Origin of the sequence: Endozoicomonas sp. (assembly GCF_051008435.1) — a bacterium.
In the GTDB taxonomy this organism is placed as follows: domain Bacteria; phylum Pseudomonadota; class Gammaproteobacteria; order Pseudomonadales; family Endozoicomonadaceae; genus Endozoicomonas_A.
Map to the genome: position 1 here is coordinate 1 of NZ_JBPCXO010000468.1, position 19,774 is coordinate 19,774.

18 protein-coding genes are annotated in these 19,774 nt (G+C 47.8%); 8 read left to right on the forward strand and 10 right to left on the reverse strand.

Going from position 1 to position 19,774, the window contains the following annotated elements:
* Positions 1-374 precede the first annotated feature (374 nt).
* The 10 genes from ACR2PX_RS23015 to ACR2PX_RS23060 form a co-directional block, all read right to left on the reverse strand.
* Positions 375-851 (reverse strand): hypothetical protein, encoded by a 477-nt coding sequence (locus tag ACR2PX_RS23015; RefSeq protein ID WP_434001688.1) that lies wholly within the window; start codon positions 849-851, stop codon positions 375-377.
* A gap of 80 nt (positions 852-931) precedes the next feature.
* Complete coding sequence (locus ACR2PX_RS23020; RefSeq protein WP_434001689.1) at positions 932-1,252, reverse strand: hypothetical protein; 321 nt, start codon at positions 1,250-1,252, stop codon at positions 932-934.
* A 307-nt stretch (positions 1,253-1,559) separates the two neighbouring features.
* Positions 1,560-1,703 carry a TIGR02808 family protein gene (locus ACR2PX_RS23025; protein WP_434001690.1) on the reverse strand — a complete coding sequence of 48 codons (144 nt, stop codon included), beginning with the start codon at positions 1,701-1,703 and terminating at the stop codon, positions 1,560-1,562.
* A gap of 50 nt (positions 1,704-1,753) precedes the next feature.
* A complete protein-coding gene (locus ACR2PX_RS23030) occupies positions 1,754-2,350 on the reverse strand; it encodes a NapC/NirT family cytochrome c (protein WP_434001691.1) in 597 nt (198 codons plus the stop codon).
* Complete coding sequence (locus ACR2PX_RS23035; RefSeq protein WP_434001692.1) at positions 2,347-2,829, reverse strand: nitrate reductase cytochrome c-type subunit; 483 nt, start codon at positions 2,827-2,829, stop codon at positions 2,347-2,349. Before ACR2PX_RS23035 ends, ACR2PX_RS23030 begins: the two co-directional genes overlap by 4 nt.
* 8 nt (positions 2,830-2,837) lie before the next feature.
* Complete coding sequence (gene napA / locus ACR2PX_RS23040) at positions 2,838-5,324, reverse strand: nitrate reductase catalytic subunit NapA (protein WP_434001693.1); 2,487 nt, start codon at positions 5,322-5,324, stop codon at positions 2,838-2,840.
* 415 nt (positions 5,325-5,739) lie between these two features.
* Entirely contained in the window at positions 5,740-6,054 is a 315-nt protein-coding gene (locus ACR2PX_RS23045) for a chaperone NapD (protein ID WP_434001694.1), read from the reverse strand.
* A complete protein-coding gene (gene napF, locus ACR2PX_RS23050; protein ID WP_434001695.1) occupies positions 6,041-6,571 on the reverse strand; it encodes a ferredoxin-type protein NapF in 531 nt (176 codons plus the stop codon). The genes ACR2PX_RS23045 and napF overlap by 14 nt, the downstream gene beginning before the upstream one ends.
* A gap of 281 nt (positions 6,572-6,852) precedes the next feature.
* Complete coding sequence (locus ACR2PX_RS23055) at positions 6,853-7,929, reverse strand: extracellular solute-binding protein (RefSeq protein WP_434001696.1); 1,077 nt, start codon at positions 7,927-7,929, stop codon at positions 6,853-6,855.
* A gap of 203 nt (positions 7,930-8,132) precedes the next feature.
* On the reverse strand, positions 8,133-10,529 hold the full coding sequence (locus tag ACR2PX_RS23060; RefSeq protein WP_434001697.1) for an ATP-dependent helicase: 2,397 nt from the start codon (positions 10,527-10,529) through the stop codon (positions 8,133-8,135).
* A gap of 174 nt (positions 10,530-10,703) precedes the next feature.
* Here ACR2PX_RS23060 and ACR2PX_RS23065 point away from each other — a divergent pair, with 174 nt between their 5' ends.
* The 8 genes from ACR2PX_RS23065 to ACR2PX_RS23100 all read left to right on the forward strand — a co-directional run bounded on the left by ACR2PX_RS23065 (position 10,704) and on the right by ACR2PX_RS23100 (position 19,774).
* A complete protein-coding gene (locus tag ACR2PX_RS23065) occupies positions 10,704-11,084 on the forward strand; it encodes a hypothetical protein (RefSeq protein ID WP_434001698.1) in 381 nt (126 codons plus the stop codon).
* Positions 11,085-11,120: 36 nt separating this feature from the next.
* The gene (locus ACR2PX_RS23070) at positions 11,121-12,671 is read left to right on the forward strand and encodes a hypothetical protein (RefSeq protein WP_434001699.1); all 1,551 of its coding nucleotides are present in this window, start codon (positions 11,121-11,123) and stop codon (positions 12,669-12,671) included.
* A gap of 39 nt (positions 12,672-12,710) precedes the next feature.
* A complete protein-coding gene (locus ACR2PX_RS23075; protein WP_434001700.1) occupies positions 12,711-13,019 on the forward strand; it encodes a hypothetical protein in 309 nt (102 codons plus the stop codon).
* Between the two features lie 540 nt (positions 13,020-13,559).
* The gene (locus ACR2PX_RS23080) at positions 13,560-14,807 is read left to right on the forward strand and encodes a NupC/NupG family nucleoside CNT transporter (RefSeq protein ID WP_434001701.1); all 1,248 of its coding nucleotides are present in this window, start codon (positions 13,560-13,562) and stop codon (positions 14,805-14,807) included.
* A gap of 146 nt (positions 14,808-14,953) precedes the next feature.
* The gene (locus ACR2PX_RS23085; RefSeq protein WP_434001702.1) at positions 14,954-15,124 is read left to right on the forward strand and encodes a XapX domain-containing protein; all 171 of its coding nucleotides are present in this window, start codon (positions 14,954-14,956) and stop codon (positions 15,122-15,124) included.
* Between the two features lie 402 nt (positions 15,125-15,526).
* Entirely contained in the window at positions 15,527-16,990 is a 1,464-nt protein-coding gene (locus ACR2PX_RS23090; protein WP_434001703.1) for a glycosyltransferase family 39 protein, read from the forward strand.
* 319 nt (positions 16,991-17,309) lie between these two features.
* The gene (locus ACR2PX_RS23095; protein WP_434001704.1) at positions 17,310-18,551 is read left to right on the forward strand and encodes a GtrA family protein; all 1,242 of its coding nucleotides are present in this window, start codon (positions 17,310-17,312) and stop codon (positions 18,549-18,551) included.
* Positions 18,548-19,774, forward strand: a complete 1,227-nt coding sequence (locus tag ACR2PX_RS23100) for a glycosyltransferase family 9 protein (protein ID WP_434001705.1) — start codon at positions 18,548-18,550, stop codon at positions 19,772-19,774. Before ACR2PX_RS23095 ends, ACR2PX_RS23100 begins: the two co-directional genes overlap by 4 nt.

A 19,774-nucleotide genomic window follows, 5' to 3' on the forward strand; every position in this document is an offset into this window, starting at 1 on the left:
CCGGATTTGGCCATTTTTTATGATTCTTTTCGTTGAATAGCTCGCTATTCGCCTCAAATAATCATAAAAACTGTCTCAAACCGGACTTTTTCTCGCTACGGTCGGCTAAGTCCGACAGGCTCCTAGATGCCTGCAATATTCGTATACGTAAGATTTATAGTCCGTATGGCCTTTTGTTAGTTGCAACAGGTAGTCTGGAAGATCATCCCAGTCGTATTCAAGATGCCTGAAACCAATAGAACATATTTGATTTGTATCATCAGTAATTCCCGCTCAAATAGAAATCCCTTGATTTTAAAGGGCTGCAGAGGATTTATAGAATTGGAAGTCGCAGACTTTTTAAATTCATATTTGTACATAATTCAGGCAGATCTCTACGATACCCGGTTTTCAAGGGTTGTATAACCCTCTTTAATTAGCTTGAAAAATATGCAATTACACTGAGCGGGAATTGCTGTTGTATCATAGTCACGAGCCCCCTTTACGGTGAAGGAGCTGTCTCTTATTCTGGCAGTGGTGTAATCGAAGAGGTAGGTTAACTCAGAGAGCAGGCTTACATTGTGGCCAGCACGGTCATGATTGAAGTCAACCAGATAGACTGCATTTTGTGTCTTGTTCCAGATAACATTCCCCAGATGCCGTTCGCCCAGCCCTGTCACTTTGAATATATCGTCACTGTCTGGCGCATTGTAATCAGTCATTAATGTGCCCTTGTGTACTTCACCAATTACTCGACCATACTCTCGGAAAGCAGGGCGAAGCGTTTCTTCTATGGTGCTGGAAGGCTGGTTGATGACTGCATCGATCATATTTCGCAAGGTTGTACCTTGTATGTAAGGGTAAACAGTCATAACGGAATTCTTGTCATCGTTCACCTGAATAGTTTTTTCATGGATAGGCAAAATAATTCTTTTTCTATGGAAGTCTCTGTCTAATATTGCTTTCTTGATGCGCTTTTCTGCATCGTAGGAAGGGCTATCACAACTGCGGAAAATGCCCTTAGCATCGACAAACTTAAAGAAAAGATGATTTGAACCGGAGCTGGCATGGAAGGTGCGTAAGCCTGTTTTCCGCCATTGAACACTTCTTCTATAGTGATATCTTCGGCGTTAACACTGGGTGCAAGCATGTAGTTGTAGATTGCTTCTCTTTCAGTGCTATGTTTCGATGAGAGGGTATCAGGCTGGCAGTAGCTGCTGGTTATTCCTGTGGTTAGGGCTAAGGCCGTTAATAATCCGTTAATTGCTTTCAATGGCTTCGGTCTCCTTACCTTCTGTGGAAATATCAATCCTTTGAATCTGAATGTAATATCGTAATTTCTAAAATTTGGAGTCTACTTTGTAGATAGCCATTAGCCGAATTAGTTCCCTGCTTTGTAACAGAGCTCATGAGGGATAGGTCTTTTTTATCTGGAGAATACGTTGAAACCCCAACCTTTAAAAAGTACCTTGCCGATTTCAATGGCTCTTATGGGCATAAAGAACTTCTGCTCACCGTCAGGTGAATAACAAGAACAGCCTGCCAACAGAATGGTCAAGACAGTGGCAGACTTGTTTTCATTACGCTTCGGTTTTTTGATCCAGCTTCAACCAGTCAATCAGCAGGCAGGCAATAAAAGCGGTAGCGGCATAACCTGCCAGAAAAATCATGGGCATCACCAGATAACCCAGTGTGTACCAGATAGCGGTTTCCATAACACTCATAAATGAAACCTCGCAATATAACCCTCACATTAGAAGATTATAGTCGTAAATTACCAACCCGGAACGCCAGACATGTCTGGCAGCTTATGGGCAATCCCTTTATGACAGTCGATGCAGGTTAACTCACCGGATGCCAGAGCGGTGCTGTGCATATGGGCCGCACGTTTGGATTGCAGTGAGAAGTCCATGGAATCAAAGTTGTGGCAGTTGCGGCACTCTCTTGAGTCGTTCTTTTTCATGCGATCCCATTCTCGCATGGCCATTTGCAGACGATGTTCTTCAAACTTTCTCGGGGTATCGATCTTGCCCGTAATTTTCCCCCAGAGCTCCTTACTGGCCTGAACTTTACGGACAATTTTATGCGTCCATTCATGGGGGACATGACAGTCCGGACAGCTGGCCCTGACACCAGAGCGATTGCTGTAGTGAATGGTGGTTTTCATTTCCTGAAAAACGTTGTCCCTCATCTCATGACAGCTGGTACAGAAGGCCTCAGTATTGCTCATTTCCATCATGGTGTTAAAACCACCCCAGAAAATAATGCCGGCAAAAAAGCTGAACGCCAGAATAATCCAGAGAGCCAGTGCCAGGGGGCGGGTGAGGAAATGCCAGTACCTTTTCAGAAATTCAGGGATGGGCAACTTCATGGCTTTTTCAAACTCTCAACAGGTTGGTAGGTATTGGGTACCAGGGGTTTGGCATTGGCCTGAGGGACATGGCACTGAGTACAGAAATACCGCGATGGGGAAACATCGGCTAGTACCTTTCCGTTCCTGTCTCGGTAGTGGGAGATACCAATCCGGGTAGCACCGGCACTGGAGGCATTTTCCCAGGCGTGGCAGGTCAGGCACTTATTGCTGTTAGCGGTAATCTGATAGCCGCGAATCGAGTGAGGAATCAACGGCGGCTGTCCTACAAACTGCAAGTCCATGGGCAGTCGTTCCTTCGGATACTTTTTCAGATCCGGTGCGGTCGGAACTTCACTAACAGGCGCAGGCCCTCTCAAAGACTCTACCTCTTCAGGGGACGCCTGCTTATCGGCCCCCTGCAGTACAGTAATACTGGCCATGTATAAAATAACGGCAGAGACAGGAAGCCAGAGCAAACTGACAGTTCGACGATTCATGCTTCACCTCAGACCTTCTCTATCCGGACTGGACACTTCTTATAATCCGTTTGTTTGGATAACGGATCGGTGGCATCCAGAATCAACTTATTGACCAGTTCACTGGCATCGAAGAAAGGAATAAATGTGTAACCTCTGGGCATGGTGTTTCGTCCCCGTGTTTCTACTCTGGAGCGGACTTCTCCTCGGCGGGAGATGATCAGAGCTTCTTCTCCGCGACGCAGGTTTCGCTCTTTGGCATCGTCGGGGTGCATAAACAAGACAGCATCCGGAAATGCCTTGTAGAGTTCGGGGACCCGTTGCGTCATAGAGCCTGAGTGCCATTGCTCCAACACTCTGCCGGTACAGAGCCAGAGGTCAAACTCTTCATCCGGAACAGCGGGTGGCGGCTCATAAGGCAGGGCAAACAACCAGGCTTTGCCGTCCGGTTTGCCATAAAATTCGACCCCCATACCTTCTTTGACATAGGGGTCATAACCTTCACGGAATCGCCACAGGGTTTCCTTGCCATCCACTACGGGCCAGCGCAATCCCCGACTCTTGTGATAGGCATCAAACGGTGCCAGGTCGTGGGCCTTGCCCCGACCAAAAGTGGCATACTCTTCAAACAAACCTTTCTGGACGTAAAAGCCAAAGTCCCTGGACTCATCGTTATTATGCTCAGGGTTGGTTTCTTTCAGAGGGAAGCGGTCGACGGTGCCATTTTTAAACAGCACTTCATACAGGGTCTTATTGGCCAGGTCCGGTTTTTTGGCAATCAGATCGCTCGGCCAGACTTCCGAAACTTTGAAGTGTTTGGAGAACTCCATTATCTGCCAAAGGTCACTTTTGGCTTCGCCTGGTGCATCGACCTGTTGATACCACATCTGGGTGCGTCGCTCAGCATTGCCGTATGCCCCTTCTTTTTCCACCCACATAGCGGTAGGCAGAATCAAATCGGACACCGACGTGGTTACTGTCGGGTAAGCATCAGAACAGACAATAAAGTTATCAGGGTTTCGATAGCCCGGGAGTGTTTCATCATTCAGGTTAGGGGCGGTCTGAACATTATTGTTGCACATGACCCAGTAAGCATTGATCTTGCTTTCCTTGAGCATGCGATCCTGAAGGACGGCATGGTAACCGGGTTTTGCCGGTATGGTGCCGGAAGGCAGCTTCCAGATTTTTTCAGCGATGGCCCGGTGCTTGGGATTATCGACTACCATGTCGGCGGGCAGACGATGGGCAAAGGTTCCAACTTCCCGTGCAGTCCCACAGGCGGAAGGCTGACCAGTCAGAGAGAAGGGGTTATTGCCTGGCTCAGATATCTTGCCCGTCAACAGGTGGATGTTATAGATGATGTTGTTCATCCAGACCCCCCGGGTGTGCTGATTGACGCCCATGGTCCACATGGAAAGCACCTTGATATCCGGGTTGGCGTACATTTCAGCCAGCTCAAGCAGGGCTTGCTTGGGAACCCCTGACATATCCGAGACTTTATCCAGGGTGTAGTCACTGACAAAGACGGCAAACTCTTCCAGGTTAATGGGTTTGGAGCTACCGTCGTCCGGGTGCTTGGCCTCTTTTTGCCTGGGGTCTGTGGGTCTCAGGCCGTAGCCGATATCCGTTGCGCCCCGGCGGAAGTGAGTATGCTTGTCGAGGAATTCCTTGTTGACCTGGTTGGTGGAAATAATGTGATTGCAAATGTAGTTGCCAATAGCCAGGTCAGTCTGAGGTTCGAAAATGATGGGGAAGTTAGCCAGTTCACAAGAGCGATGAATATAGGTGGACAGTACTGAGACTTTGACGTGCGAATGGGCCAGAACTCTGGCTGCTACCCGACTCCACAGCACCGGATGGTTTTCCGCCATATTGGAGCCCCAGAGCACAAAATGATCGGCATTTTCAAAGTCATCATAACAACCCATGGGTTCATCAATCCCGAAGGTACGCATGAAGCCTACCACTGCAGAAGCCATACAGTGTCGTGCATTAGGTTCCAGGTTATTGGATCTGAGACCTGCTTTCATAAACTTGGAAGCGGCATAACCTTCCCAGACAGTCCACTGCCCAGAACCGAACATACCGACGTATTCCGGGCCTTTTTTAAGCGCTTTCTTGAACTGCGTGGCCATTTCCTGGAACGCTCTGTCCCAGCTGATCGGGGTAAACTCGCCTTCCTTGTCATACTGACCGTTTTTCATCCTCATTAAAGGCGTCGTTAAACGATCTGACCCGTACATAATTTTGGAAAGGAAGTAACCTTTGATGCAGTTAAGACCCCGGTTTACAGGTGATTCAGGATCAGCCTGAGTGGCCACAACCCGATCATCCTTAACGCCAACCAGAACGCTGCAACCGGTTCCGCAAAAACGACAGGGCGCTTTGTCCCAGCGGATGGTTTTGTCTTTGGTGACCGGGATAGCATCGGACGGTGCTGCAAATGATAATCCGGCGGCACTGGCTGCAGCAGCAGCGGCAGATGTTTTCAGAAACTGGCGACGACTTTCGTTCATGATGCCTGGGCACCTGTTGTTGAACACTCAGGTCACTTCATCAGGAGTAACCCGAGGCAGGGTGATGCGATTTAAATTTCCGGAAGGCTAACCCGGATATTTCATAATATGCTCCCAACTCTCGATTGTCCCTTGCCGCCTCAGGAAAATTTGGCTCGACCGACCGTACTCCCTGGTACGGCTCTCACTCACCAAATTCCCTGAGACAACAAGGTTCTGCGCGATAGCCGGGGCAGTTTATGAAATATCCGGGTAAAGAGGCTGTTTGAAAAGTAATGAGTCGGTTAATAATCGAAGAAGAGTGAGCATTTTTCGACAAGTCTGGTGAAATAGATCCACTATTCGCACGAATTAATCGAAGAGTGTGCCTCGTTCTACTGAATGTTAATCTCGACTTCTGTTTGCAAATAACCTCTTATTGACTGGCTACAGACGGTTCCTGACCTTCAATGTTTGTCAGGGGTTCTGTATGGGTATACGCCAGTGAAACATCTATGACACCTGGCAGGCATCGGACCTGCTCTATTTGATGGGTCATCAGGGGGCTGTCCGGAAACTCCTCCAGTGTGATAGCAAAACGACCAGTGTCTGTTGAGTTATGGACGTCCACACCTTCTACCTTGAGCAGAAGATCCAGTACCTGACGGTAATTTTCTGGACGTGTCAGCACAACAAGACCACAGACAGTATAGGCATTTATCTCTGGAGCGTGATTTTCAGTTTTCCTCATGGTCAGTTTTACCCGGTTGCAGTGTCATCATTTCTATTGAACCCGAAGGGCACACCTGGAAACAGGCACCGCAGCCGGTGCACAGATCCGTATTAATCTGGGGAGAGGTAATTCCCTGGGCATTGAATAGTGAGGTCAGGGCTCTTGTGCCGCACATTTCGATACAGGTTTGACAGGTAATGCCTTTAAACGTCAGACATTCTGGATTAATAGAGGCTTTCAAAGACCAGGGCGGTTGATTGTTCAGCGGCATCAGTGCGCCATCTTCACAGGCCTCCACGCAGGCTTCACAGAAAGTGCATTCGCCCAGCTCAAAGTTGACGGCGGGATAACCGCCTTCTCCCTTGATCAGGATTTTACCCGGGCAGGCATCAAGACATTTCTGGCACTGGCTGCAACATTCCATAAACCGCTGATCATTATGAGACCATGGTGGTCTTATGGGCGGCGACGTTTTTTGATCAGACTGACCCAGAATAAAGTTTCGTCTGGAACGATCAAAGGTGTTATTGGACATAAACAGCCATGAATCTTTTGCGTTCGCTTTGTTGCTATGGAATGAGAAAAGTCAGCTGACCCTGAAAGTCAGCTGGGAGGTGAGTATAGGAGCCTGACCGAGAATAGATAGGTCGGCTTAAAATCCAGAAAGATCGGTCAGATTTTCCACTGAATTTGATTGAATAGGTCAACTATTCGCACAAATCCAGTGAAAAACCTGACTCGATCTACTGAACTTTATGCTCGACCACTACTCCCGGTCAGGCTCCTAATGGGAAAATAGGAAGAGGGTGCGCTGCCTTACAGTGCTGTCCGGATTTGATTCAATGCTTGTTGTTCCAGGTCACTGATACCTTCAGGCTGGGAAGGGAACCACTTGATGTTTTTAATCGCATCCAGAGAGAAACTGTTCCGGTAGCTTTTTGCCAGTCTGTGATCGACGTATTCTTCAGAACCGGCAGACGCTGTGAACTGACCACTGGCTTCGGTGATACGGGCTGCAATCTCGGGTCTCATGACAAAGTTGATCCACTGGTAGGCGGCATTGTCATTCTTGCTTTGAGCGGGCAGGGCAAAGGTATCGATCCATCCCAGTGCACCTGATTCAGGGGCAACATAGTTAAAATCCCCCGTTTCTCTGTGGAGTTTCCAGCCACCGGCATCCCAACCTGTAGCCAGGCTCAGCTCTCCCTTGCGGAACTGGTTCAGCAGTGATTCTCCACCTTGCCAGTAAGTCTTGAGGTTGTTTCTGCAACGGATCAGTTTGTCTGAGACTCTGCTGAGTATTTTACGATACTGGCTCCGGTTACTGTATGCCGAAAAGGGGTCTTCACCCAGAGCAAAAGCAAAACCGATTAAGGTTGGGCGATCCAGGCGCATGGCTGCTTTGCCTTGGTATTCACTGGAGCAGAGGTCTTTGAAACTCAGTGATGTTTCCGGGTTGCTGGTTTGGGCAATCAGACCGTTAGTGCCCCAGACGTGAGGCAGCCCATAAACTGAGCCGTCCAGTTCGACATTGTCGCTGGTGACTTTGAGTAAGGAAGGGTCAATTCTGGAGAGATCAATTCTGCTCATGTCGATGGGTTTATAGATCTGGTACTGTCCCTGGCTCCAGGCAATCTGGTCCATACTGGGCTGAACCAGATCATAGCCCGCTCCCCGGTTTGCCCGAAGCTGGTCAATGATGTCAGCATTGTTGGTGAGTGTGACTTTGACCTGGATTCCGGTTTCTTTTTCAAACAATTCAAGAACACTGTCCGGCGCATAGCCAGACCAGGTCAGAATATGCAGTTCCTGAGCCCGGGCCTTGCTAAGCAGAATAAAGCTCAGCAGCACAATCAAAAAAAATTGACTGGAGAGACTGGTGAATGCAGGCATGGCGACCCCCATCGGTGTTTTTTTATTTTTATTGTTCAGCTTAAGTCCAATAAGAGGGTCTCAGGCTGATTTCACCTTTTATTTGGCCCTGTATGTCCGAAAAACAGGCAGGGTACTGGCCAGAGATTGCACGATTTTTAAAATAAGGTCAATGCTTTAATGGGGTTGTCGCTCTTCTTGTATCCCAGCCGATTGGGAAGAACTCAAAGCAGTTCAAACAGATGTAGAACCTGCTCGTTGCGGGCAAACCGCTTCACGCCATGCTGACGGTCAAATAGGATGACAAAGTTGGTGTCATTGACTTCGATGACTTTACCCTGTCCAAAAATACTGTGCTTGAGCCTTCGGTTGACTTGCCAGGGTGCATTCTCAGGCACTTCTCTGCGCAAAATATTCTGTCGGGCTGACAGGTAGGCAGGACTGTGGGGCGATGCCGTCGGACGTGAGCGGCTCTTCTCAGTCAGTGAGGGGATATCGTCAAGTTTTTCTGCCATTTCTGGCTTTATGGACTGTAGATAACGACGAGCCGGTTTGGATAATCCGGTCTTGTTCAGTTGACGAATCAGCTCATCCTCTGAATCCAGTTTGAGTGACTGGCAGATGGACTGGACATGGGAGACCTGCATTTCTTTGAGAAAAAGGCTGATCTGCTGAGAGTCATTATCGATTCGGTTTTTGTTTTTGGGCAGCAATGATCCGTTACCGGTAAACAGATAAAGTTTTTCTCTGGCACGGGTCATGGCGACATAGAGTAGTCTCCGTTCTGCCTCCAGGTCATCGCTGTTGCCCAGGCTCAGGTCGTCTTCTCTTTTAAAGGGCCAGTATTTAGAGGTCAGCCCGGGGATCAGTACTGTGGGCCACTCCAGTCCCTTGGCTTTGTGACAGGAACTGATAACAATCTGTTCAGGGCGGTTATTGGCATTCTGTCTCAGGGTTCTGGACTGCTGCTTTTGTTTGGATCTCAGTTCGTCCAGATGCAGACAACAGTCACTGAGGGGCAGGTCCATTTTTCTCAGGTAACTGAGGAACCCATCGATAGCCAGTAACTGTTCTTCTGTTCTCTGGTCATTGAGGCTCATTGACTGCAGACTTTCCCTGAGTTCCGTGCGCTGAATGTAGCGTTGCAGAAGGGTGGCAGCGGATTCCTGATCAGAGGTTCTTTCCAGCGAGAATAAAATTTCAGCTCTGTCGTATAGTTTCTGACGCTGGTAATCACTGATGCCGGTGATCTTGCTGGCATACTGACCGAATTCTTTTCCCCACTGTTGATCATGTTCCTGAAGGTTGGCGACCAGTTGCTGAACCAGTGCGGCTTTAATACCCAGATGCGGAAGGGTAAAAAGAGAGGTCAATACCTCAGCCCGGGCTGTGCTGTTGAGGAGCTGCAGTTCACCTGAGGCTAATCGCAGGGCTGAAATCAGTGCTGAAATTTCCGGTCGGTCAAACAGGGAAGGGCCATCGCACTGGTAGGATAACCCGTTTGCGAGCAGTCGCAGTTCTAATGGGACTGATTGCGCCCAGACTCTCAAGAGAACCGCAAGCTGAGATTCGGACTCCGTAATATGTTGTTTAATGCAGGCAAGGACTCGTTCTGTGTCTTCTCCTGCACCCTGAGAGAGGGTGATATTCGAATCCGGGTTGTCCGGATGTGCAATACAGATCACATCTTTTCTGTCTTTGTTACGACTGATCAGGAGGCTGGCCGACATGGCAATTTCATGGCCATAGCGGAAAGTATGGGGCAGCGTGAGTTCATGGACTGAATCAGTGCTGGCATAGTCGGCTTCGAAGTGACGGAGAATATTATGGATGTTGGCTCCGGCAAATTCATAAATCGTTTGATCCGGATCTCCGACAGCAATGACTCTGGCCCGCTCACCCGCAATGATTCGGGTCAGTTTGTGCTGAAGGGTGGAAGTGTCCTGGTACTCGTCGACAATGATTCGATCCATTTTATTGGTGATGCGAGGTAACACCTCTGGGTTTGCTTCAATCAAGCAAACGGTATCGTACAGCATGTCGGTAAAGGTAATTCTGCGGTGCTGGTGGCGCCACTGTTCGAACGCGTCAAACAGTTCCACCAGAAATCGAAAGTGATCAGGGTAGTTTGATTGTTCCAGAACGGAAGAAGGTGCGTCCAGACTGGCTTTGACGTTATCGATAAAGCTGATGGCGACTTCAATATAGCGCGCACTGTCGGCTTTGATACGGTCATGAAGCAGATCAGGCGCTAATGCCCGTAACAGTTCCCGGACTTTCAGTTCTATCTCTTTGTCTGACAGGGGTCTATGGTCGTATACCGATCGGAGTCCCCATTCCTCAAGTGACTTCAGCAACCTCAGACCCGTTGAGTGATACGTTCTAACTTCCGGGAGAGCGGGCCAGTGGCGGCAACGTTTTCTGAGTTTTCGGGTAAAGTCCAGCTGGGCAGACTTATTGAACATCATCACCATGATGCGACGAGGAGCAATACCCTGATTCAACAACTCATTGATCAGGAAAGCGAGCGTCGTCGTTTTTCCTGATCCGGCTACGGCAATGCAAAGGGCATGTCCATCAACATGCTGGGTTACCCTCTGTTGAGGGCCGGTGAGTTCCATACAATCAAAGCGCCAGTGGAGATCTATCAGACAGAGTGTTCCATCATATCAGAGAATCCCGGCAGGGGGCGCTCAATCATGGGGCTGGGGGCAGGAACTTTTCCAGACAGTCAGAGTCCAATGATTGATCATGCAGGATGCAGAAGGTGAGCAACTTATCAGGGAATGGATACCATGGATACCCGCCTGACCGTGACATTTCCAGTTAATCCCCCTGATCCCTTCAAACCTGAAGAGGAGAAAGCTTCCGATCGTCTTAAAATCAGGCGCAAAGATCCTGTCTGTAAGCAGGTAGTCATGAAGCATGGCTATGAAGTCAATTCTTGTGACAAGCATATGGCTATTGCCCTCAGAGAGGATGTCAGAAAAGCCACGCTTACCCCTTATGTTGCTAAAACCCTGAAGTCTGAGAATGAATTCCGAAGCTGGAAGATTGCCAGTTATCGCTGTGTTGAAGACGATATGACCGACATGCGCAGTAGCCAGGATATCATCGAGGGCGTCAGAACCTTTCGCGATATGGGTACTCCCTATGAAAAGATAGGGAATGCCTAATACTGCCAGAAGGGCTCCAGCAATACACTTGAACTCTTGTCTGATGATGTTGATGTCATGGATGTTTTCCTTTGTGATCCTGACCCCAAGAAGACTTTTGATACGATTCCTATCCAGCTACCATCACTCAGATCCGTTCCCGAAGGGAAAGAGATTATGGTTTTCTATGATCGGGATGTCCCTACCCTGGATGATGAAGAGCCGGAGGATAGTGACGATTCTCCTGAACCAGCCGCCAAGAAAGCCAAGTCTAAAAGCAACCCATTAATGGGCCCCAATGTTGCCTTGAATCCAACCGCTATGGAGCGTGGTGCTTCCAGATTCGTTAATGATCTGATGTTGAGCCCCCAAGAATGCGCGGTTTATATCAAAAGAGCAGGCAAGTGGCATGTTCGATACAAAATGGTTCAGCGTGGGGAGTCCATCAATCCCAATCCCTTGCTCAGACTGTCCGGGCCGCTGACGGTCAATACCCATGATGAGCTGCATCTGGTTCCCGATGATGGCGAATTTTTTCTGAATCAAACCATTATCAAAACGCTTTATGGCGTAAAGGTAGAAGCGCATCAGCAGAAGTATTCCGAAGACAGTCCCTTTCAACCTATGCCCTGGGATTATTTACTGTCCAACAGGGCTTCCAGAAAACTGGCCAGGCTGGATCAAACAGCCCAGTTATCTGCAGTGAAGCAAGCTGAGCAGGCCGAAATGGAAGTCGACCTGGATGGTGATGAAGATGACTCAGGTGAGTCTACCCTGCCAATCGACACCGACTATAGCTATCACTTCTTCTTCGAACGTTGGAACTCCTGTCATTCCATTGGGGTGTTTTGTCATGTCACGGATTCGGAAGTTTATTTATATCTGCATGAGACCGAAGGCGCTGGTAATGCCACCAGTAAGCGAATCAGAGCGCAGGTAACAGCGTTGCTGCAGAAACAGCATCCGGATAAAAAACTGTTGATTTTCTATCCCCATGACATGCTGCAGAAGGATTTTGCCAGTTGCGGTGTGTTTGCAATGAAAGCGATGAACTATTTCAGGAAACACCCTCGGGAAATGGTCGACTGGCTTTCGACCCTTCATCAATCGGATATGAGTGATAAAGAGGAGGAAGTGAAAGAAACGGACGAGGTATTTGAACAGCCCGATGTCATGGAGCTCCCCGTCTCGTTCAAGGACATGCCTGCAGGTTTGCTGAAAATGTTTAATGGTCGTCTGAATCCGGTTAGGCCTACAGAACCGGTATTTACCCGTGAGCAACTGGACTCCCGGGTGAATAAAAAGGGAGAGACGCTCAGGGAGTACCTCTGGAAATATGAGGCACCGGATATTGAAAAGCCCGTTGGTGATACGACAACGGTGAATGTTGGCACAACGGCCAAGAGGCTGCAGTACTTTGCCAAGTACGAACAGTTCATGAAAGACAACCATGCCTACATGCGTCTGAGCAGAAAGCGGGTTCTGGTTGATGAGGAAAAGGGGTATGTTGCTTATCCCTTCCAGGTGGTTGACTATTCACTGGCTCCTCCAGCAACGAGGCTGTCCAAAAAGTCCATCGCCAGGGCTTATCATGGAGCGCCACCATGAGTAATTAATTCAGACTCACTGGAGACGGTCAACCGATGGTTGATCGAACAAGGTGCAGAAACGGTCTCTCGAGAAGAATGGGGGTATGTCGGGGACTATTTCAGGTTTGCCGCCAAAGACCGAAACCTTGATGTGTTTATCAAAAAGTACCCGGCTTCTGCCGCCTGGTTTATAGGGGCTACGAGTAAACCGCTGACAGACGCCAAATGGTTTCTTGTCAATCACTGGTATAACGATGGAATAACCGGTTTGCCGCCCGAGTTCAAGAAAGAGCTGTATTCACAAAGACGTGTCAAAGCAGCCGTTAAAAACACCAAAAGTACCATGAGAGAGCCTGGCAGACCTTAATAAGGTAATGGCTGCCTCTATCTGCCAGTTTGACTTCATCGAATTCCTCGCTACTTCATATTCAGGAATTGGTTTTTAATTCTAATCGGTATGAGTGGGCCCAGTTAGAGTCTTGTTATGGATAAACAACAAATGTCTTATATAAATAAAAATCCATTATTGTTGATTTGTTATTCTTGTTTTTGCCAATTAATTCATTTGATGTGAATAGATGATGAGCCCATTCTATATAATAGAAGTGTTGTGTAATGTCAATGCTTTAATTATGAAAATCTGTTTTTTTATTGACGAGAAAGAATGAAAATAGAGCGGCTTGAATAAAAGTTTCTGGAAAACATGCTTTAATAGTAAGTCGATATCGTACTGTCAGAAGGTGAGTCAATTTAAGTCGATTCTCTGATTCTTCTGGGAAAAGACGAACGCTCTGGATTCATGTAAAAGGTGTGTCATTATTATGCTTCTATTCGGTAATTACTTTCTGTAAAAACCTTTAGATATAAGTATAATGCCCCGCGAATCTGTTTTTAGGTGATTATTCCCATGCAACACATACTCATGAGCCTGATAGGGATGGCAGTCCTTATCGGTATTGCTGTTCTGCTATCTGACAATCGCAAGGCAATTAAAATTCGAACGGTCGGCGGTGCTTTTGCTCTCCAGGCAGGTATTGGAGCATTTGTTCTTTATATTCCTGTGGGTCAGTATGCGCTTGAAGGCATTACAGACACTGTTAATGATGTCATGAACTACGCGAATAATGGTATTGGCTTCCTGTTTGGCAGTCTTGCTAATACTGGTTTTATTTTTGCGGTTAAAGTGCTTCCTGTCATTATCTTTTTTGCATCTCTTGTCGCTGTGCTTTACTACTTGGGCATCATGCAAATTATCATCAAACTGTTTGGTGGTGCTTTGCAAAAAGTGCTGGGCACTAGTCGTACAGAATCACTGTCAGCTGCTGCCAATGTCTTTGTTGGCCAAACAGAAGCGCCACTACTGGTTCGTCCTTTCATCAGTCGTATGACCCAGTCTGAATTGTTTGCTGTTATGGTCGGTGGTCTGGCTTCCGTAGCGGGTGCCGTTATGGTGGGGTATGCCAGTATGGGGGTTGATCTGAAATTCCTGATTGCTGCCAGTTTCATGGCAGCTCCAGGTGGTCTGTTGATGGCCAAGCTGATCAAGCCTGAAACAGAAAAGCCCCATGATGCAGTGGATGATATTGAAGAGGCGGAAGATGATAAGCCTGCCAATATCTTTGATGCTGCTGCCGGTGGTGCTGCTAGTGGTCTTAAGTTGGCCGCCATGATTGGCGCTATGCTCCTGGCCTTTATTTCCCTGATTGCTATGGCAAATGGTCTTCTGGGATGGGCTGGCGGTTGGTTTGGTTATCCTGATCTGACCATTGAGCTGATTCTCGGTTATGTATTCTCTCCTCTGGCCTTTGTTATTGGCGTGCCCTGGTCTGAAGCCCTGACGGCAGGCAGCTTCCTGGGACAGAAAGTGATTGTTAACGAGTTTGTTGCTTTCTCCAGTCTGGCGAATTACATCGATCCTGAATCTGCAGCTAAGGCTGGTGTTGAAATGCTGTCTGATCGTTCACAGGCCATTCTGACCTTTGCCTTGTGCGGTTTCGCTAATATTTCTTCCATAGCCATCCTGCTGGGTGGTCTGGGCTCTCTTGCGCCAAACCGTCGTCATGATATTGCCCGTTTTGGTCTTAAAGCCGTAGCAGCCGGTACGCTCTCTAACCTGATGAGTGCGACTATTGCAGGTATGTTCCTGGTCTTCTGATACCAGTCTCTGGATGAGTCGAAGTCATCGGCTCATCCAGCCCTTCATTTCTGATTCCGCTTTTTTCTTCTATAGTCCCTCTTCACTATCCACGTTTTTATCGTGTTAATGCGGTTTTCTTCTGATTATCTGAAGAGTGGTTTCTCATGAGTGAAGCGATCATTGCAACGGTGACAGGCCTTTTTGTGGGCTTTCTATTCAGTGCACTTAAACTTCCCATTCCTGCTCCCCCCTATCTTTCCGGTGTCATGGGCATTGTCGGTATTTACCTGGGGATGCATGCCTACCAGCAAGTTATCCGGTTGTTTTTTTCTTAGAGCAGAATCCAATATGGGGCAGGGCGTGTCCTCCGAAGGAAGAGGGCTGTTCTAATGTCTATGGAGTAGAAATGACAACGCTGTGCCTGTGCGATTCAAGTTTGTCGCTGACAAACCAAAGGGTTTCGTGATAATTATTAAGTGCACTTTTTTTAGACAATGGTTGTCGTAGGGTATGAAGGCGGTTTGTTCAGCTTCAGTATGGGTAGGGCAGAGTAACCTGTTGTAAACAGATTCAGATAATTTACTTACTCCCTGCTTGAGCACATTGTATGACGAGTAGCTGAACAAAGGAGTCTGTCGGACTTTAGATGATTTCGGTTTTTCTGGAATAGGCACTTGAAAGCTGAAGTCCGCAGGCTGCCAGGGCGATCTTGCCATTCAATTTTTTCCGGGGGTTTCATGCAGGAACGAGGGCGAATTGCCTCTTGGAGCATCATTATTTTTGTGCTCCTTATTCATTTGATTATGGCGTCCGGTGTGCCACTGGGAGTGGATGAGGCTCATTACGCGCTCTATGCTCTCTATCCGGCCCTCAGCTACTTTGATCATCCCCCGATGGTGGGGTGGCTGCAGATATTGATAGCCCCTCTGGGATATGATGAGTTTACTGTACGGCTTATACCTGCCATTTTATACGCCTTGAGCAGTTATCTGGCGTTCAGGGTGAGTCGTGTACTTTTTCCTGACGGTCCGGCCTGGACCGGTCTGGTCGCGGTCTTTCTGATCAATACGGCACCCATTCTGCAATTGATGGGGTGGGGGCTGGTGCCCGATTTACCCCTGATGGTCTTTGGCTTGTTATCACTGGAAGTGATCAGTCGTATTCATAAGCACAATCGTTTGCTGGACTGGATAGTACTGGGCGTTGTCTATGGCCTGGCAGGGTTAAGCAAGTACACAGCCGTTTTCCTGCCCCTGGGCATGATCATTTTTATGTGTCAGTTTCATGGCCTGAGATGGCTCCGGCAAACAGGCCCATGGCTGGCCGCTTTAATAGCCCTGTTGGTCATTTCTCCGGTATTAATCTGGAATGCTGACAATGACTGGGCGTCTCTGGCCTACCAGTTTGATCGGGGTGTAGGTGTTAAGGAGTGGTCAGCCAAAGAAGCATTGGGCATGCAATTGGCGCAAATGTTTCTCTATTCCATCCTTGCTTATGTGGCTGCCATAGCCGCTACGATCTCAGTGATTAGAAAACGGATGCCCGAGCAAGACAGGGCTTCTGCCTGGTTGGTCATCTGGAGTGCCTTGCCAGTTCTGGCTGTCATCAGCTGGTCTGCTGGTGATGGCACCGTTTTACCCAATTGGCCTGCTCTGGGCTGGACATTACTGGCACCATTGTCGGCCTACTGGGTCTGTCTTGGCTGGTCCCGATTGTGGATGAAGTGTCTGGTGGTCTTCTCCTCTGTTTATTCACTGGGACTGATTGGATTTGTATTCTTGTTTCTGGCTTTTATGCCGCTTTCTACTTTCCCCTTCATGGCGCCTGCGATTAAAGATCTGGTGGGGTGGAAAGAAGCGGCTGAGCGAGCTCACCACCTGAAGGATTTGTGGCAGCTGGAAGAGGGGCGCGACCCCGTAATCATGGTGGATAACTGGAGTAAAGCCAGTCGAATAGCCTGGTATGCTTACCCTCAACCTGTCCAGTTGTTGACCGACCGACTGACCCAGTTTGATTTCTGGCACGGTGAACCACAAGCCGATACCTATGGTCTGCTCGTCCGGGACAAAAAATCCGCTCCTGAAAATGGCCGACTTGAATTGCAACACTATTCCTGCAGTCTGGTGGATGAAACACAAGCCCAACTGGATAACATAACGGTTAACCGATTCCAGTTTTATCGATGTAGCCCAGCCCAGTAAGGATTAGCCTTTCTAAAAACCTCATTAATTGCATATTAATGGGGTTTTTTATTGAACGCGTCGTTCGTCATGATTCAACCTTATGAAAATTAACCATAACGGTTTACGTTTTTTGAATTTTTTGCCTTTCTGGCTGTCTATACTGCTCTCATTTCACAATTGATTCACATCAGTCTTTTTATACTGTCTTTGCATATTCTGCTGTCTGTTGTAACTTAGTTTTTAGTGCATGAATATTTTCATCTTTAAAAGGTGAATAATCATTTCTATCGCTGAAGGCTGTTTAATAGGTTTCGAGGTTATATAAGGAATGTCCGATGTGTTCGGAGTAGATTCTGGCCGGTCTCGCACAACAATCTATAAAGCTAGCTGCTTATTGCTTCCCTTTGTAGCTTTGTTTTCAGTCCCTTCGGTCAATTATTTGGTTTTTTATCAGGTTAATAGCTGGGGCGCGGAATCGCCCATTGCTGTTTTCTGGACGTTATTAACCAATCTTGGGGATGGTTTTTTCCTGTTTCCCCTAACTATGCTGTTGTTTTATAAAAAGCCCGATAAACAGCTGGCCGTTATTTTCACCATGTTGGTTGGTGCTGTTTTATTAAATGGTGGCAAAGCGTTAATTCCATCCCTGCGTCCAGTGGGAGCACTGGGGCTTGAGGTTGTAAATGTTCTGGGCCCCGTATTAAAAACCGATACCATGCCTTCGGGCCATACCGGAACTGTTTTTCTTTTAGTTGGACTTTCGTTCCTTTATTTAAATTCACGTATTCAATCACTGGTTCTTTTGGTCGCCAGCCTTTCTGCGGTATCAAGAATGGTTGTGGGGGCTCATTGGCCATTTGATATTTTCCTGGGAGCCTGGGTGGGTATTCTGTCTGCCGTTATCGGTGACTTCCTGGCCAGTAAAATGCCCTCGGGGTTGAAAAGCCGGGTAGCGTTTATTCTGCTGGGCCTCTTGTGCGTGGCGGTATTGCCTTTTTATGACAACGGATTTCGGTCCTATGAAGCCGTAATGTATTTTCAGTTTTTGCTCGCTCTACTGGCTCTGATGCTATCAGTACGCTGTATGGTCTCTTTCTATCATGATGAGCTTGAAGCGCGTCTGAAACAGCCTGATACCCTGTTGAACAAGCTGTTTCTGCTTGGGCAGAGGCTGACTAAATTTGGGGTGGTTGGAGCCAGTGGCTTCCTGGTGGATATGGGTGTTTATACTTTGCTGGGCCAGTGGCTGGGCATTCCTCATCTTGTTGCCAGAGGGGGCTCATATTGGGTAGCTGCCAGCTGGAACTGGTTCTGGAACCGTACATTCACATTTTCCCATGTCCCCAAAGAGAAAAAACTGAAACAGTGGAGTAAATACCTGAGCATGTGTCTGATCAGTTTTATTCCAAACTGGGGTTCGTATTATTTATTGACTACTTTTGTACCTTTCTTTATGGAATACAAACAGTTAGCACTGGTTTCCGGTGTTTTAGCAGGCATGCTATTTAATTTCACTATCGCCAGTGTTTTTGTTTTTGCAGGACGGCAGTCCAATATAGCCAAGGGGGCCAACCTGTGAAAGTAGATACTATGCGATGGGTCGATCATTATGCCGGAGTGCCCCTCTGTTTTCTTTTAAAACTGATATTCTGGCCCTTTGACTGGATGCGCCGGGAACAGAAAACGGCATCCAGCAATGTCCTCTTTATTGAGTTGTCTGAAATGGGCAGTGCTATTTTGGCTGATCCCTCCATGCGCTGGCTAAAAGGACAGGACAAGAGATTACACTTTGTTATTTTTGAAAAAAATGCGGCCAGCCTGCATTTGTTAAATACCATTGACCGGGAAAATATCTTTCTTATCAAACCGGACAATCTATTCAGTCTGGCGTTTAGCAGTCTTAAGTTCCTGGTCTGGTGCCGGAAAAAGAAGATTGATACCGTAATTGATCTGGAATTATTCTCTCGCTTCACCGCTATTCTCAGCCGGCTCAGTGGCGCTAAAAACAGAGCAGGGTTTGATCGGGTTCATGAAGAAGGTCTTTATAGAGGCAATCATTTAACTCACCCTGTGATGTATAACCCCCATACCCATATTTCCAGAAACTTTATGACGTTGGTCAGGGCTTCACAAAACACGCCTCATCAGCCCTATCAAAAAGATGGATTTGATGAGTCGATTGAACTGGCCAGGGCCGAAGTGAGCAGTGATCTCAGAGCATCGGTCATCACTAAGCTGAAATCCCTTTATCATGACTTCGAGCCTGGTGTTCAGCGGCTGGTGCTGGTGAACCCTAATGCCAGTGATCTGCTTCCCCAGAGACGATGGATGAAAGACCGTTATGTCGGTGTGATTCAGAGCTTGCTGGCAGAGTACGCCGATATTCTAGTGGTGATCACCGGGGCACCTGGCGAGCGTTCAGAAGCAGAAGTCCTCAGGCAACTGGTGGATCATGATCGGTGCCTGAACAGTGCAGGGGCCTTTGAGTTCAAAGAGCTGGTTCCCTTGTATTCTATTTCTGAGCTGATGCTGTCCAATGACTCAGGGCCTCCTCATTTTGCTTCCGTTACCGAGTTAAAGACCTTTGTCATTTTTGGACCTGAAACACCCGCGCTCTATGGTGCTCTGGGGAACTCTACACCTATTTATGCCGGATTACCCTGTTCTCCCTGCGTCAGTGCCGGGAACCACAGGAAGACCAGTTGTGTTGATAATCAGTGTCTGAAAGCAATTGAGCCAGGGCAGGTGCTCGATGTATTGAGGCCGGCACTGGATACCAGCCTGATCATGAAAGCGAGTTAG